This window comes from Streptomyces longispororuber, assembly GCF_024448165.1.
Classification (GTDB): Bacteria; Actinomycetota; Actinomycetes; order Streptomycetales; family Streptomycetaceae; genus Streptomyces; species Streptomyces longispororuber_A.
Map to the genome: position 1 here is coordinate 1 of NZ_JAMOLN010000065.1, position 14,695 is coordinate 14,695.

Sequence of the window (14,695 nt, forward strand, 5' to 3'; positions counted from 1 at the left end):
GAGATGGCCCTCACCGCCGAGCACCTGATCGTCATCGGGCGTCCTTGTCCATGGTCGTGGGGGCCGGGGCCGGGGCGGCGGCGGGCGGCGTCGCGTACGGGTTCTGGTCCGCGGCCTGCGGCATCTGCGCCGGCATCGGCTGCGGCTGGACCTGCGGCGGCGGCGGGGCGTACCAGCCCGGCTGGCCCTGACCCGGCACCGGCATCTGCTGCGGCGGCATCACGCCCGGCGGCAGTTGCTCGTGCAGGCCCGCGCGCTGGTCGATGGTGGAGCGGTAGTCGACCGCGCCCTGCGTCATCCGCATGTACGCCTCCTCCAGCGAGGCCTGGTGCGGGGAGAGCTCCCAGAGCCGGACGTCCGACTCGTGCGCGAGGTCGCTGATCCGCGGCAGCGGCAGACCGGTCACCCGCAGCGCGCCGTCCTGCTCGGGCAGCACCTGGCCGCCGGCCTCGGTCAGCGCGACGCTCAGCTTCTCGCGCTGCTGCGGCTCCGTGTCCGGGGTGCGGACCCGGGCGAAGCCCGCCGAGTTGTGCGCGATGAAGTCCTCGACGCTCATGTCGGCGAGGAGCTGGCCGCGCCCGATGACGATCAGGTGCTCGGCGGTGAGGGCCATCTCGCTCATCAGGTGCGAGGAGACGAAGACCGTCCGGCCCTCGGCCGCGAGCGACTTCATCAGGTTCCTGACCCAGAGGATGCCCTCGGGGTCGAGCCCGTTGACCGGCTCGTCGAAGAGCAGCACCTGCGGGTCGCCGAGGAGCGCGGCGGCGATGCCGAGCCGCTGCCCCATGCCCAGCGAGAAGCCCTTCGAGCGGCGTCTTGCGACCTCCTGCAGACCGACCACACCGAGCACCTCGTCGACCCGGCGGGCCGGGATGCCGGCGAGCTGGGCCAGGCTCAGCAGATGGCTGCGGGCGGTCCGCCCGCCGTGCACGGCCTTCGCGTCGAGCAGCGCGCCGACCTGGCGCGGCGCGTTCGGGAGCTTGCTGTACGGGTAGCCACCGATGGTCACGTGACCGGAGGTCGGCTGGTCGAGGCCGAGGATCATGCGCATCGTCGTCGACTTGCCCGAACCGTTGGGTCCGAGGAAGCCGGTGACGGTCCCCGGCCGCACCTGGAAGGAAAGGTTGTACACGGCCGTCTTCGCGCCGTAGCGCTTCGTCAGGCCGACTGCCTCGATCATTCTCCGCACCCATCGGAAGTTCTGAACGGATTCGAAAGGGTTCGACAAGGTTCAGGACGTCGGGGCACACGCCCCCGTAAGGGTTAGGAGGGTATCCGAGCGCTGACGGTTCCGGCCAAGAGTGAGTAAAGGGTTCCGGGTGCCCTACCGGGGCGGCGGCAGCGAGTCGTCCAGCGGCGGCAGGTCGTCGTACGGACGCGGCTGCGCGGAGTCGTCGGCGTACGGCAGGAACTCGGTCTGCGGCAGCACCCAGCCCTCCTCGCCGAAGACCAGCGTGCCCTGCTCGCGCAGCCGGCGGTCGGCGCCCGCGGCGGCGACCCAGCTCGTCGCGTCAGGACCGAGCAGGTCCATCAGCCGCGGCGAGTCCTTCAGGAGGGACTCGAGCAGCTCGGACTGGTCGCCCCCGCCGGGCCGCGGGCGCTCGGTCACCGGGTCGGCGAGGACGCCGTGCGCGCTGAAGTAGATGTACGCGCCGCCCAGCCGCTCCCCGGACGGCATGGTCATCTCGAAGTCGCCGCCGGGCAGTATCGCCCGCCGGTAGTCCGGGAACTCCGTGTCGTCGACCGCCTTGAGCTGCGTGGCGTCCAGCCACGTCACCACCAGCTGCGTCTCCGCCTCGCGATCCACGTACGGGGTGCCCGCGACGTAGCCGGCCGGGCTGATGTGCCCGGAGCAGCCGACCGCGATGCCGCGCACCCGCACCGGCACCATCGGCACCGCGGCCGGGATGCCGAGCCGGGTCAGCTTGTACGTGACCTGGCCGGGGGACGCGTTCGAGCCGACCGCGATCACCGGGTGGCGGCGGCCGGTGGCGGCCTGCCCGCGGTCCACGAGAGCCTCGTCGAGGCGGCGCTGGGCGGCCTCCTCGACGTACCACTCGCCGAGCCGCTGGGGGCGCACGTCCAGTTCGAGGAGCTCGTCGTCGATGAGCAGGGACGGTACGGGTGCGGGACGCCCGGGGTAGGTCAGGGGCTGCCTGGCCGGTACGTCGTCAAGGCCCAGCGCCGCCAGGCTTCGGTCCTCAGTCCTCACGATGGTGCCCTCCGGGGATGGTCACGCGGTGCGGGGACAGCCTTCCACGGGAACAGGTACCCGCGCGGCGCGTTCGTTGCCCATCTCCTGGCGGGTTGATCGGTGCGGATCGGGGGAAAGTAGCCATTCCACCCGTGGGGAGGCCGGACAAGTCCGGTGCGGGGGAGGGGAGTTGGGGCCGATGGTGAGGTGGCGACGGAGGGCGGGCGGGCACCCCAGGTACCGGACGTCCGTTCGCGGGTGGATCGCGGGCCGCACCGTCCACGCGCTGCTGCTGATGACGCTGACCGCCCTCGCGGCGCTGTCCGCCGTCATCGCGGTGGTCTGGACGCTGACCGAGCACTCGCCGCGCTCGGTCGGCGAGCGGTTCGGGGACCAGGAGGCGCTGCTCGACCTGGGGCTCTCGACGCTGCGCGCCTGCGTCGGCACGGACAGCCTCAGCCCCGAGCCGGACAGCACCGCCCACCAGGTCCTGGCCACGGTCGCCTCGGTGACCGGCGCGCTCGCGCCCGCCGTGCTCCTCGGCTTCGTGCTGATCAAGATGTTCGCGCTGCGCCCCTTCGTCTGGCGGCGGCGCGCCTCCATCTCGCACGCCTGGTCCGCCGACTTCCCCGGATACTCGCGCGCCCACGCGAACAGCAACGACGCGATCATCGCGATCCGCTTCTACAACCGCTTCGACAACCTCTCGGTCGTCGACCTGCACGCCCGCGCTCACCTGCGCTACCTCGAACGCTCACCGCACGACGGCAGCCTCGTCATCTACAAGAAGTGGCTCAAGGTCCTCGACGAGAAGGGCGAGGCGGCCGACGAGCGCTGCTGGCTCGCCGTCGAGCGCGGCGCGCCCTTCACCGTGTGGATCCCGGTCGACGCACCGGTGACCGAGCTGCCCTTCGACCGCATCCAGGGCAAGGACCTGACGCGGTCGACCGGCGTGGAGCTGATGGTGCGGCTGACGGCGCGCACGGTCGGGCTCGGCACGGAGGTCGCCGACGAGCGCTGGTTCACGGTCGGGCCCGAGGACTTCGAACTGGGCCGGTTCGTGCCCCTGGAGCCCGACCTCGGCCGTGACGTGTGGGAGTGGGACGGCTGGCGCGGCTTCGACGACCTGCTGCCCGAACCGGGCGTCAGGCGTCCCGCTTCTTCAGCAGGACGTACCCGACCAGCAGGGCCGCCGCCACCCACACCAGCAGGATCGCGAGGCCGCCCCACGGGCCGTAGGGGGCGTCGTCGTTGGGTGGGGAGACCACCTGCATGACCTTGAGGCCGGCCTGGTCGGGGAAGTACTGGGCCACCTTCTTCGTCGCCGAGACGCTGCCGAGGATCGGTGAGACGAGGAAGAAGAACGGCATGAGGATGCCGAGCGAGAGCATCGGGGAGCGGAGCATCGCCGCGACGCCCATGGAGAACATCGCGATCAGCGTCATGTAGACGGCGGCGCCGAGGACCGCGCGCAGCACGTTCGGGGCGCCGAGGTCCGTCCGGTGGTCGCCGAGCATCAGCTGGCCGAGGAAGAACGCCGCGAAGCTCGTGACCAGGGCCACGACGAGCGCGAGGAGCGCGGCGACCGCGACCTTGGAGAAGAGGAACGTGGCGCGCTGCGGGACCGCGGCGAGCGAGGTGCGGATCATGCCCGTGCTGTACTCGCTGGCGACGACCAGGACCCCGAAGACGATCATCGCCAGCTGGCCGAGGGTGAGGCCGGAGAAGGAGATGAACGTCGGGTCGAAGGTCAGCTTGTCCGCGGTGGAGAGGTTCTTGAACTCGTTCTTGGACAGGGCGCTGATCAGCATGCCGAGCCCGACGGAGACGATCACGGCGAGGCTGAGCGTGAGAGCCGTCGAGTTCACCGACTTGATCTTGGTCCACTCGGACCGGAGGACCTGGGCCGCGGCCATCTCAGGCCCCCCTCTCGTCGTTGCTGCCGTTGCCCTGCTGCCAGGAGGCGCCCCAGCCCTGTTGCGGCTGCTGCCCCGGTGGCGCCGCCGCCGTCGGCGGCGCGGTGGGGTCCGAGTGCGCGTGGTACTCGACCGACTCCGCCGTCAGCTGCATGAACGCCTCCTCCAGGGACGCCTGCTGAGGGCTCAGCTCGTGCAGGACGAGCTGATGTCCCGCGGCCAGCTCGCCCAGTTCCTCGGGGGAGTGGCCGTCGACCTCCAGCGTGCCGTTCCCGGCCTCGACGACCGTGATCCCGGCCGTGTGCAGGACGTCGAGCAGCCGCTCGCGCTGGGGCGAGCGCAGCCGTACGTAGCTCCGGGAGTTCTGCCGGATGAAGTCCGCCATCGAGGTGTCGGCGAGCAGCCGGCCCTGGCCGATGACGACCAGGTGGTCCGCGGTGAGGGCCATCTCGCTCATCAGGTGCGAGGAGACGAAGACCGTGCGGCCGGCCGCCGCGAGGGACTTCATCAGATTGCGGATCCAGTGGATGCCCTCGGGGTCGAGCCCGTTGACCGGCTCGTCGAACATCAGGATCCGCGGGTCGCCGAGGAGCGCGCCCGCGATGCCGAGGCGCTGCCCCATGCCGAGCGAGAAGCCCTTGGCCTTCTTCCGGGACACCGCGGTGAGCCCCACCGTGTCCAGGACCTCGGTCACCCGGCCCTTGGGGATCCCGTTCGACTGGGCCAGACAGAGGAGGTGGTTGTAGGCGCTGCGACCGCCGTGCATCGCCTTCGCGTCGAGGAGCGCGCCGATGTAACGGAGGGGATCCTTCAGCTGGGCGTAGTGCTTGCCGTCGATCCGCACCGTGCCCGCGGTCGGGTTGTCGAGGCCCAGCATCATCCGCATCGTGGTGGACTTGCCCGCGCCGTTCGGGCCCAGGAAGCCGGTCACGATGCCCGGCTGCACGGTGAACGTCAGATGGTTGACGGCCGTCTTCTCGCCGTACCGCTTGGTCAGCCCCTCGAGCTCGATCATGCGGCAACGCTAAAACGGGCAAAAGCCCCCTGCCACTTGGGGCAGGGGGCCTCGGGCCGTCGGGGAACGGGTGTCAGCGGGACTGCTGAGCCGGCACCCCGCGCGAGATCGGCTCGTCCTCGGCCGGCGCACCCGCGGCGGCGACCGCCGCACCGGTGAGCGTGGCCAGCATCTCGCGCACGTTCGTGAGCTGGGCGTTGATCGAGTCGCGCCGGTTGGTCAGCGCCGCCAGCTCGCGCTCGGACTCCGAGCGGATGCGGTCGGCCTTGGCGTTCGCGTCGGCCACGATGTCCTCGGCCTGGCGCTGGGCCGTCTCCACCGTCTGACGCGCGCGGCGCTCGGCGTCGGTGCGCAGCTTCTCGGCCTCCAGGCGGAGCTGCTCCGCACGGTGCTCGATCTCCGCGAGACGCTTCTCGGCCTTGGCCTGACGCGAGGCCAGGTCGCGCTCGGACTGCTCGCGGCGCTTGGCCAGGTTCGTCTCGAAGTCCGCGGCGGCCTGGGCGGCCTTGGCGCGCGTCTCCTCGAAGAGCGCGTCCGCCTCCTCGCGCTTGGACTGCGCGTCCTTCTGCGCCTCGGTGCGCAGCGAGGTCGCCTCGCCCTTGGCCTTCTCGACGATCCGGACGCCCTCGTCCTCGGCCTTGGCCTTGCGCTCCGCGGCGAACGACTCCGCGTCGTTGCGCACCTGCTGGGCCGCCGACTCGGCGAGCTCCCGGTGCTGCTCGGCGGCCCGGCGGGCCTCCTCGCGCAGGTCCTTGGCCTCCTCCTCGGCGAGGCGGAGGATCTTCTCGACGCGCGCGCCCAGGCCGGCGTACGACGGCTCCGCGTCGTTCACCTGGGCCTGGGCGTTCTGCGTCTCGAGGTGGAGTTCCTCGATGCGCTTTTCCAGAGCAGTGATTCGAGCAAGAGCGCTGTCACGGTCGGAGACGAGCTTGGAGATTCGTTCGTCCACCTGAGCGCGGTCGTACCCACGCCGCACAAGCTCGAAGCCGTAGGGGGAAGTGTCGCTCATGGGGTTCCTGTCGAATGAGACCGGTGAGGTGATAGGGGGAATCCTAGGGGGCCAAGCGGCGTGTCATCGAGCAGATGCCCGTTTGATCTGGAGAATGACACCCCTTTTGAGTGGCGTAACGGCGGAGTGCTTGCCAGAAGAAGGGCCGAAGGTCCTTACCAAGCACGACAGTTGTCCTCCTGGCTAGCCCTCTGACCCCTTGCCACCCGAACGTGTGGCCCCCGCTGTGGCGCCCGCCTTGACGCCGCCGTCCTTGCCCCCGCCACCGGACGGTGTCTCAAAAGACTCCAACGCCTCCAGTACGTCCTGGACACGGGAGATCTCCGCGTTGATGTCCTCGCGGCGCCTGACCAGCACGTCGAGCTCGCGCTGACCCTTTTCGATCATGGAACTGGCCTCGGCCTCCGCATCGGCCCTGAGCTTTTCCGCCTCGCGCGTGAGCTCGGCCTTTTTCTGCTCGGCTTCCTTGAGCAGACCCTCGGCCTTTTTCACGGCGGCGATACGGACCTTGCCGGCCTCCGAATTGGCGTCGTTCAGCAGGTCCTTGGCCTTGGTCTGCGCCTCGGTGAGCTGCTCCTCCGCGGCCTTGACCAGCGCGTCGCACCGCTCGCCCGCGTTCTTCATGGCCTCCGCCGACTCGCGGCGCGCGCGCTCGTGCAGTTCGTCGATCTCGCCGGTGATCCGGTCGCGCAGCTCCTCCGCCCGCTCCCTTATCTGCGTCGCGTCCCGGCGGGCGCCGACGAGCAGCTCGTCCGCGTCCGTCCGGGCCTTCTCCACCCGCGCGTTGCCCTCGACGGTGCCCTCGGCGACCAGGCGGTCCGCCTCGCTGCGGGCCGCACCGACCATGGTGTCGGCCTGCGCCTCCGCGTCCGCCGTCGTCTTCTGCGCCGCCTCCAGCGCCTCGCGGGTCAGCTTGTCGGCCTCGGCCGCGGACTCCGTGATCAGCTTGTCGACCTGCTCGGCGGCCTCCGTGCGCCGCTTGTTGGCGTCCTTGCGGGCCTCGTCCAGCGTGCGCTCCGCCTCGTCCCGCGCGGCCGACGTGATCCGGTCGGCCTCCTGGGCGGCCTCCGCCTTGACCCGCTCGGACTCCGTGCGCATCCGCTCGGCGTGCTGCTGCGCGGAACCGACCGTCTCGGCGGCCTCGGCGCGCAGCCGCTCCGCGTCCCCGGTCGCGTCCGAGATCAGCTTCTCGGCCTTGGCCACGGACTCGGCACGGACCCGCTCCGCCTCGGTCCGGGTGTCGGTCGTCAACTGCTCGGCGGCGGCCGTCGACTCGGCCCGCAGCCGCTCGGCCTCCGCGGTCGCGGTGCCGATCAGCTCCTCGGCCTTCGCGGTCGACTCGGCGCGGACCCGCTCCGCCTCCGCGTTCGTCTCCGTCGTCAGCCGGTCGGCCTCGGACGTCGCCTCGGTGATCAGGGTGTCAGCCTGCGCCGCGGCGTCGGACCGGATCCGGTTGGCGTCCTCGCGGGCCTCGGCGCGGGTGCGCGAGGCGTCCTGGTCGGCGCCCGTGCGCAGGTCGGCGACCTCGGTGCGGACCCGCTGGGCGTGCTCGGACGCATCGGTGCGCAGCCGCTCGGACTCGGCGATCGCCTCCGAAACGGTGCGCTCCGCAAGGGACTTGGCGGCCTCCGACTCGGCGGCGGCCTCACCCCGTACGCGATTGGCGTCCTCGGTCGCCCGCTCGCGCTCCGCGTACGCGTCGGAGCGGACCCGGTCCGCCTCCTCCTGCGCCTCCTGCTTCGTGCGCTCCGCCGCGTGCTCGGCGGCCGAGCGCAGCCCGGCGATCTCCTCCTGGGCCTGCTCCTGGAGACCGGACACGGAGTCGCGGACCTGCTGCGCGGTCTGCTCGGCGGTGGAGACCATCTCGGTCGCCCGCCGGTCGGCCTCCTCGACCAGTCGCGTCGCCTCGGTCTGCGCCTCGTCGACCCGGGCGCGCGCCACCGCGAGGAGCTCCTCGCTCTGCTCGCGGGCCCGCTCACGCTCCTGGTCGGCCTCCTGGCGCGCGCTGCCGAGCGTCTCCTCGGCCTCGCGCCGGCGCCGGGTGGCCTCCTCCTGCGCGGCGGCCAGCGTCTCCGCGGCCTCCGCGGAGATCCGCTCGGCCGCGGTCTGCGCCTCGGCGCGGATCCGGTCGGCGGACTCCTGCGCCTCCGTCTTGAGCCGCTCCGCCTCGGTGGCGGCCTCGGTCCGCAGCCGGATCGCGACGTTCTCCGCCTCGGAACGGGTCGTCGACGCGTCCGACGCGGCCTCGGTGCGCAGCCGCTCCGCCTCCGTCTCGGCCTGCGCCTGCAGCGTCCTGGCGCGCTCGGCGGCCTCGGCGCGCAGCCGGTCGGCCTCGTCGGCCGCCTCCCGGCGCTGCCGCTCGGCCTCGGCGCGCGCGTCGTTCAGCGTCGTCTCGGACGCCGTGAGCCGCTCCTCGGCCTCCGTGTGCAGCCGGGTCAGCTCGCGGGCCGCCTCGTCCTGCCGGGCGCTTATGGCCCGCTCGGTCTCCTCCTTGAGGGACTGCGCGGCGCGCTCCGCGTCGGCCTTGGTGGCCTCGGCCTGCTCCTCGGCCTCGGCGCGGTGCCGCTCGGCCTCCGCACGCGTGCGCTCCAGGGTCTCCTCGGCCTGCTTGCGCAGCGACGTGGCGCGCTCGATGGCCTCGGTGCGGACCCGCTCGGACTCCGTCGACGCCGCGCCGCGCAGCTCGTCGGCGTCCGCCTTCGCCTTGGCGAGGAGCTGCTCGGCGGTGCTGGCCGCCTCCTCGATCTGCTGGACGGCCTCGCGGCGGGCCTCGGCCCGGATCCGCTCGCCCTCCTCGACGGCCTCGGCCCGCAGCTGCTCGGCCTCGCCGCGCAGCCGGCGCGCCTCCTCCTGCAGCTCGACCGTCTTGGCCCGGTACTCCTTGGTGTCGTCCTTCGCCGTGCCCTTGAGCTGCTCGGCGATGTCGTGCGCCTCGGAGCGCAGCCGGTCGGCCTCCGCCTCGGCCTCGGCGCGGATCCGCTCGGCCTCCTCGGCGGCCGCCCGCGTCGTCGACTGGGCCTCCTCCGAGGCCTTGTTCAGCACGTCCTCGGCGGTGCGCGCGGCCTTCGCGAGCTCGCCCGCGGTCTCCTCGGCCGTGACCGTACGGGCCTTCTCCTTGGCTTCCGCGATCACCTTGTCGGCCTCGGCGCGCGCGGTGGCGACGGTCTGCTCGGCCTCCGACTTGGTGGCCTCGGCCTCCTTGGTGGCCTCCTGCACCAGGCGGGCGACCTGCTCCTTGGCCGTCCGGGTGCGCTGCTCGTTCGCGGACTCGGCGCTCGCGAGCTGCTTGGCCGCGGCGTCCTTGGCCTCCGCGAGCACCTTGTCGGCCTCGGCACGCGCCTCGCGCAGCGCGGTGTCCGCCTCGGCGATCTTCTGCTCGGCGGCCCGGCTCAGTTCGCTGGACTGGCGGCGCGCGGCGTCCGACTCGGCCGTCGTCGACGTGCGCAGCTGCTCGGCGTGGTCCGTGGCCTCCTGCGCCTGGGTGGACGCGGCGTTCAGCAGGCGCTCGGCGTCCTGCCGCGCGCGGGCCAGGATCGCCTGGGCCTCCGCGCGGGCGCTCTCCGCCTCGCCGGTCAGCCGCCGACTGGCCTCGGCGGCGACCCGCTCGGCCTCCGTGCGGGCGGCGGCGAGGGCCTGGTCGGCCTCGGCGCGGGACTCGTCGAGCAGCCGGCGGGCCTGCTGCTCGGTGCGGGCGCGCAGCTGCTCGGCCCACTGCACGTTCTCGTTCACGTGCGTCTCGACCGTGCGGCGGCGCTCGGCCAGCTCCTGGTCGAGCTGCTGGCGCCGGTTGACCGCCTCCGTGTGCAGCTCGGACTGCAGCCGCGACTGCTGCTCGGCGTGCTCCTGGAGGATCCGCTGCGTCTGCGCACGGGCCTCGCGCAGCTCGCGCTCGGCATCGGCGCGCAGCTGGTCGGCCTGGATCTGGGCGTTCCGCAGCAGCTGCTCGGCCTGGTAGCCGATGTCAGCCCCGTCATAGGCAGGCCGGGACGCGAGGCTGCGGCGCGCCTCGTGCAGCTTGGCGCGCAACACCTCCACCTGGTAGCCCAGGTCCTCGGCGTGCTGGACGGCCTTCTCCCGCTCGGTCTTCAGCCGCTCCATCTCGGCTTCGAACCGCGAGAGATGGTCGGTCTCAGCCGGCCGCCGGCCGTCCTGGCTCTCGTAGCCCCGCACTGCGCGGTCCCATCCGTCCCCTGGTCGCAAGTTCTTCCTTACGAGCCCCGTCCGTCCGCCGAACGGGGCCCCCGGGGAATGGTGTCAGATCGAACAAGACGGCGCTGTCGGACCTTCGCCTTGCCGTCCGACTGCCCCGACCTCGTCCCCCGATACCCGGACCCCGGCCCACGACTGCCCGTTGGAGGCGGCAGTCGCCCCCCAACCCTACCGGCCCGAGTATGTGGAGGTCAGTGCTCCGCCGAGTCCTGGGGTGCGGCGGTGACGAGTTCGGTCAGCACGCCGTGGCAGTCCTTGGGATGCAGGAACGTGATGCGCGACCCCATCGAGCCCCGGCGGGGCTCCTCGTACAGGACGCGTACGCCCTTGTCCTTGATGTCGGCCGCGTCCCCGTCGACGTCCGCGGTGCCGAAGGCGATGTGGTGCACGCCCTCGCCGTTCTTGGCGAGCCACTTGCCGACCGCGGAGTCCTCGCGGGTCGGTTCGAGCAGCTGGAGGTAGGAGGCGCCGCCGTCGCTCGTCTCATTGATCTTGAGCATGGCCTCGCGCACGCCCTGCTCCTCGTTGACCTCGGAGTGATACACCTCGAAGCCGTACGTGGCCCGGTAGAACTCGACGGTCTTGTCGAGGTCGAAGCAGGCGATCCCGATGTGGTCGATTCGCGTCAGCATGCTGTAAGTGCAGCGCGATCCACGGTGATTACGCAACGTGCGCGCGATCACACCGTCGCGCCGATGACGTGCGGGGTACCGCTCAGTACATTCGAGTAAACCCTCGTTCACTCCTCATCTCCAAGGGGCCGTGCCTCATGTCAGGAACGACCGGTACCACCTCAGTGATCGTCGCGGGCGCGCGGACGCCCATGGGCCGTCTGCTCGGCTCGCTCAAGTCCTTCTCCGGAGCCGACCTCGGCGGCTTCGCGATCAAGGCCGCCATCGACCGTGCGGGGATCGGTGGCGACCAGGTGCAGTACGTGATCATGGGCCAGGTGCTGCAGGCCGGGGCAGGGCAGATCCCGGCACGTCAGGCCGCCGTCAAGGCCGGGATCCCGATGAACGTGCCGGCGCTCACCATCAACAAGGTGTGCCTGTCCGGCCTCGACGCCATCGCGCTCGCCGACCAGCTCATCCGTGCAGGTGAGTTCGACGTCGTCGTCGCCGGTGGCCAGGAGTCCATGACCAACGCCCCGCACCTGCTGCCGAAGTCCCGCGAGGGCTACAAGTACGGCGCGGTCGAGATGCTCGACGCGATGGCGTACGACGGTCTGACCGACTCCTTCGAGAACATCCCGATGGGCGCCTCGACGGAGAAGCACAACACCCGCCTCGGCATCGCCCGCCCCGAGCAGGACGAGGTCGCCGCCCTCTCCCACCAGCGGGCCGCGGCCGCGCAGAAGAACGGCCTGTTCGAGGCCGAGATCACGCCCGTCGAGATCCCGCCGCGCAAGGGCGAGCCGGTCCTCTTCAGCAAGGACGAGGGCATCCGCGCCGAGACGACCGCCGAGTCGCTCGGCAAGCTGCGCCCGGCCTTCGCCAAGGACGGCACGATCACCGCCGGCACCTCGTCGCAGATCTCGGACGGCGCCGCCGCCGTGGTCGTGATGAGCAAGGCCAAGGCGCAGGAGCTCGGCCTCGACTGGATCGCCGAGATCGGCGCGCACGGCAACGTGGCGGGCCCGGACAACTCCCTCCAGTCCCAGCCGTCGAACGCGATCCAGCACGCCCTGAAGAAGGAGGGCATCGGCGTCGAGGACCTCGACCTCATCGAGATCAACGAGGCCTTCGCGGCGGTCGCCGTGCAGTCAATGAAGGACCTCGGGGTGTCCTCGGAAAAGGTGAACGTCAACGGCGGCGCCATTGCCCTGGGTCACCCGATCGGGATGTCCGGCGCCCGTATCGTGCTGCACCTCGCCCTCGAACTGAAGCGGCGGGGCGGCGGCATCGGCGCGGCCGCGCTGTGCGGCGGCGGCGGCCAGGGTGACGCGCTCGTCGTGCGGGTACCCAAGGCGTAGCCGACCCCGTCCCCGGTGGTTGTGGATTGTGGCTTGAGCGAACGGAGCTGTGATGCAGGACGTCCCCACGCTGGTCGCCCAGGCGAGGGAGGGCAGGCCGCGGGCCGTGGCCCGGCTGATCTCGCTCGTGGAGGGGGCGTCCCCGCAGCTGCGTGACGTCATGGCCGCGCTGGCGCCACTGACGGGCAACGCGTACGTGGTCGGGCTCACCGGATCGCCCGGCGTCGGCAAGTCGACGTCGACGTCGGCCCTGGTGAGCGCGTACCGGCGGGCCGGGAAGCGGGTCGGCGTGCTGGCCGTCGACCCGTCCTCGCCGTTCAGCGGCGGCGCCCTGCTCGGCGACCGGGTGCGGATGTCGGAGCACGCCTCCGACCCGGGCGTCTACATCCGCTCGATGGCCACCCGCGGCCACCTCGGCGGCCTCGCCTGGGCCGCGCCGCAGGCGATCCGGGTGCTCGACGCGGCGGGCTGCGACGTCGTCCTCGTCGAGACCGTGGGCGTCGGCCAGTCCGAGGTCGAGATCGCCTCGCAGGCGGACACCAGCGTCGTGCTCCTCGCGCCCGGCATGGGCGACGGGATCCAGGCCGCGAAGGCCGGGATCCTGGAGATCGGCGACGTGTACGTGGTCAACAAGGCGGACCGGGACGGCGCGGACGCCACCGCCCGCGAGCTCAACCACATGCTGGGGCTCGGCGAGTCCCGCGGCCCCGGCGACTGGCGGCCGCCGATCGTGAAGACCGTCGCCGCGCGCGGCGAGGGCATCGACGAGGTCGTCGAGGCGCTGGAGAAGCACCGCGCGTGGATGGAGGAGCGCGGGGTGCTCGCCGAGCGCCGGGCGGCGCGGGCCGCCCGCGAGGTCGAGACGATCGCCGTGACCGCCCTGCGCGAGCGCATCGGCGACCTCTCCGGCGACCGGCGGCTCGGCGCGCTGGCCGAGCGAATCGTGGCCGGTGAGCTCGATCCCTACCGGGCGGCGGACGAGCTGGTGGAGGGCCTCACCGGTTCCTGACCCCCTGTCCGTTCCGGCCGCACCCTGTTACGGTGCGGCCATGTCTTTCCTCCGTGCATAGAGAACTCCGGTGCGTCCACGCCCCGTTGAGCTCTCCCCGCATGCTTCGTTCCGGAGGAAACCCACCATGTACGCCGCCGTGTTGCGGACCCCGTACGCCCTGCGCACCTTTGGCGCCGCCCTGCTCGGGCGCCTCTCGTACGGGACCGTCGCCCTCTCCCTGATGCTCGCCGTGACCGCCGCCACCGGCTCCTACGCCGTCGCGGGCGCGGTCATGGCGCTCTACGGCGCCGCCAGCGTGCTCCTGTCACCGCTGCGCGCCCTGCTCATCGACCGGTACGGGCCGCGCCGCGCGCTGCCCCCGATGGCCCTGTCGTACGCCGCGCTGCTCGCGGTCCTCGCCACCGTCGCCTGGCGCCCCGGGGCGCCAGGCTGGCTGCTCGTGGCGCTCGCCCTGCCGACCGGGGCGCTCACCCCGCCGCTCGGGCCCACGATGCGCACCGTGTGGGGCCGGCTGCTGTCCGACCGGCGGCTGCTGCAGCGGGCCTACAGCCTCGACGGGGTCGCCGAGGAACTGCTCCTGGTGTGCGGACCGCTGCTCGTGGGGGTGCTGGTGCTGTGGGCGCCGGCCGCCTTCGGCGTCGCCCTGAGCGCCGGGCTCGTGGCCGTCGGGACGCTGGCGTTCGTCACCTCGCCCGCGGTGGCGGGGGTGGCGCCGGTGCCGAAGGCCGGGGGCCGGCGGACGGCCCGCGGGAAGATCGCGCGTGACCTGCGCCAGCCCGTGGTCGTGACGCTCGGGGTCGGGATCGCGCTCGGCGCGGCCGATCTGCTCGTCCTCGCGTTCGCGGAGGAGCGGGGGCGCGGCGGCTCGGCGGCGTGGATCCTGGCGGCGCTCTCGGCGGGCAGCGCGGTGGGCGGACTGCTCAACGGCGCCGTCGACTGGCGCGGGACGGCCCGCGCCCGGCTGCCGTTCCTGGCCGCGGGTCTGGCGGCGGCGCTCGGGGGTGCGGCGCTCGCGCCCGGGCTGCCCGCGCTGGCCCTGGCGGCGGCGTGCGTGGGCCTCTTCGTCGCGCCGGCCCTGACCACGGCGTACCTGATCGCGGACGAGTCAGTGGACGACGGTTTCCGTACGCAGGCCGGGGCGTGGGTCAACACGTCGCTGAACGCGGGCAGTTCGGCGGGCACGGCGGGAGTGGGCCTCCTGGTGGGCCACGCCCCGCTCCCGCTCTGCTTCGCGGCGGCGGCCCTGGCCCCCCTGGCGGCGGCGCTGCTCCCGAAGGGCGACGCGGCACCGGCGGCGGCCTTGCAACCCCAGGCGGCAGCCCGCCCAAGGGGCAGCCGATCAAGCAGCTCCGCCGATTGAGGAGCGGG

The 14,695-nt window shown here is 72.5% G+C and carries 10 protein-coding genes; 3 read left to right on the forward strand and 7 right to left on the reverse strand.

Going from position 1 to position 14,695, the window contains the following annotated elements:
- Nucleotides 1–31: 31 nt before the first annotated feature.
- The 7 genes from M4J07_RS19505 to mce all read right to left on the reverse strand — a co-directional run bounded on the left by M4J07_RS19505 (nucleotide 32) and on the right by mce (nucleotide 10,975).
- Nucleotides 32–1,180, reverse strand: a complete 1,149-nt coding sequence (locus M4J07_RS19505) for an ABC transporter ATP-binding protein (RefSeq protein ID WP_255973623.1) — start codon at nucleotides 1,178–1,180, stop codon at nucleotides 32–34.
- 144 nt (nucleotides 1,181–1,324) lie between these two features.
- Nucleotides 1,325–2,212, reverse strand: a complete 888-nt coding sequence (locus tag M4J07_RS19510) for a hypothetical protein (protein ID WP_255973625.1) — start codon at nucleotides 2,210–2,212, stop codon at nucleotides 1,325–1,327.
- Nucleotides 2,213–3,339: 1,127 nt separating this feature from the next.
- Complete coding sequence (locus M4J07_RS19515) at nucleotides 3,340–4,110, reverse strand: ABC transporter permease subunit (protein ID WP_255973627.1); 771 nt, start codon at nucleotides 4,108–4,110, stop codon at nucleotides 3,340–3,342.
- Nucleotide 4,111: 1 nt separating this feature from the next.
- Complete coding sequence (locus M4J07_RS19520) at nucleotides 4,112–5,125, reverse strand: ABC transporter ATP-binding protein (RefSeq protein ID WP_255973629.1); 1,014 nt, start codon at nucleotides 5,123–5,125, stop codon at nucleotides 4,112–4,114.
- A gap of 73 nt (nucleotides 5,126–5,198) precedes the next feature.
- Nucleotides 5,199–6,134 (reverse strand): cellulose-binding protein, encoded by a 936-nt coding sequence (locus M4J07_RS19525; protein WP_255973630.1) that lies wholly within the window; start codon nucleotides 6,132–6,134, stop codon nucleotides 5,199–5,201.
- Between the two features lie 183 nt (nucleotides 6,135–6,317).
- Nucleotides 6,318–10,304 (reverse strand): polarized growth protein Scy, encoded by a 3,987-nt coding sequence (gene scy / locus M4J07_RS19530; protein ID WP_255973632.1) that lies wholly within the window; start codon nucleotides 10,302–10,304, stop codon nucleotides 6,318–6,320.
- Between the two features lie 230 nt (nucleotides 10,305–10,534).
- Entirely contained in the window at nucleotides 10,535–10,975 is a 441-nt protein-coding gene (gene mce / locus M4J07_RS19535; protein WP_255973634.1) for a methylmalonyl-CoA epimerase, read from the reverse strand.
- Between the two features lie 137 nt (nucleotides 10,976–11,112).
- Between mce and M4J07_RS19540 the strand changes: the two genes are divergently transcribed.
- The 3 genes from M4J07_RS19540 (at nucleotide 11,113) to M4J07_RS19550 (ending at nucleotide 14,687) form a co-directional block, all read left to right on the forward strand.
- Nucleotides 11,113–12,315, forward strand: coding sequence for an acetyl-CoA C-acetyltransferase (locus tag M4J07_RS19540; RefSeq protein ID WP_255973635.1), 1,203 nt, complete (start codon nucleotides 11,113–11,115; stop codon nucleotides 12,313–12,315).
- Between the two features lie 52 nt (nucleotides 12,316–12,367).
- Complete coding sequence (meaB, locus tag M4J07_RS19545; RefSeq protein ID WP_255973637.1) at nucleotides 12,368–13,324, forward strand: methylmalonyl Co-A mutase-associated GTPase MeaB; 957 nt, start codon at nucleotides 12,368–12,370, stop codon at nucleotides 13,322–13,324.
- Nucleotides 13,325–13,451: 127 nt separating this feature from the next.
- Complete coding sequence (locus M4J07_RS19550) at nucleotides 13,452–14,687, forward strand: MFS transporter (protein WP_255973639.1); 1,236 nt, start codon at nucleotides 13,452–13,454, stop codon at nucleotides 14,685–14,687.
- The last annotated feature ends 8 nt before the right edge of the window (nucleotides 14,688–14,695 follow it).

What these genes read in the sequence shown, in the direction of transcription:
- M4J07_RS19505 (WP_255973623.1), bottom strand. Translation starts at nt 1,180, where the DNA reads ATGATCGAGGCAGTCGGCCTGACGAAGCGCTACGGCGCGAAGACGGCC.
- M4J07_RS19515 (WP_255973627.1), bottom strand. Translation starts at nt 4,110, where the DNA reads ATGGCCGCGGCCCAGGTCCTCCGGTCCGAGTGGACCAAGATCAAGTCG.
- M4J07_RS19520 (WP_255973629.1), bottom strand. Translation starts at nt 5,125, where the DNA reads ATGATCGAGCTCGAGGGGCTGACCAAGCGGTACGGCGAGAAGACGGCC.
- M4J07_RS19525 (WP_255973630.1), bottom strand. Translation starts at nt 6,134, where the DNA reads ATGAGCGACACTTCCCCCTACGGCTTCGAGCTTGTGCGGCGTGGGTAC.
- mce (WP_255973634.1), bottom strand. Translation starts at nt 10,975, where the DNA reads ATGCTGACGCGAATCGACCACATCGGGATCGCCTGCTTCGACCTCGAC.
- M4J07_RS19540 (WP_255973635.1), top strand. Translation starts at nt 11,113, where the DNA reads ATGTCAGGAACGACCGGTACCACCTCAGTGATCGTCGCGGGCGCGCGG.
- meaB (WP_255973637.1), top strand. Translation starts at nt 12,368, where the DNA reads ATGCAGGACGTCCCCACGCTGGTCGCCCAGGCGAGGGAGGGCAGGCCG.
- M4J07_RS19550 (WP_255973639.1), top strand. Translation starts at nt 13,452, where the DNA reads ATGTACGCCGCCGTGTTGCGGACCCCGTACGCCCTGCGCACCTTTGGC.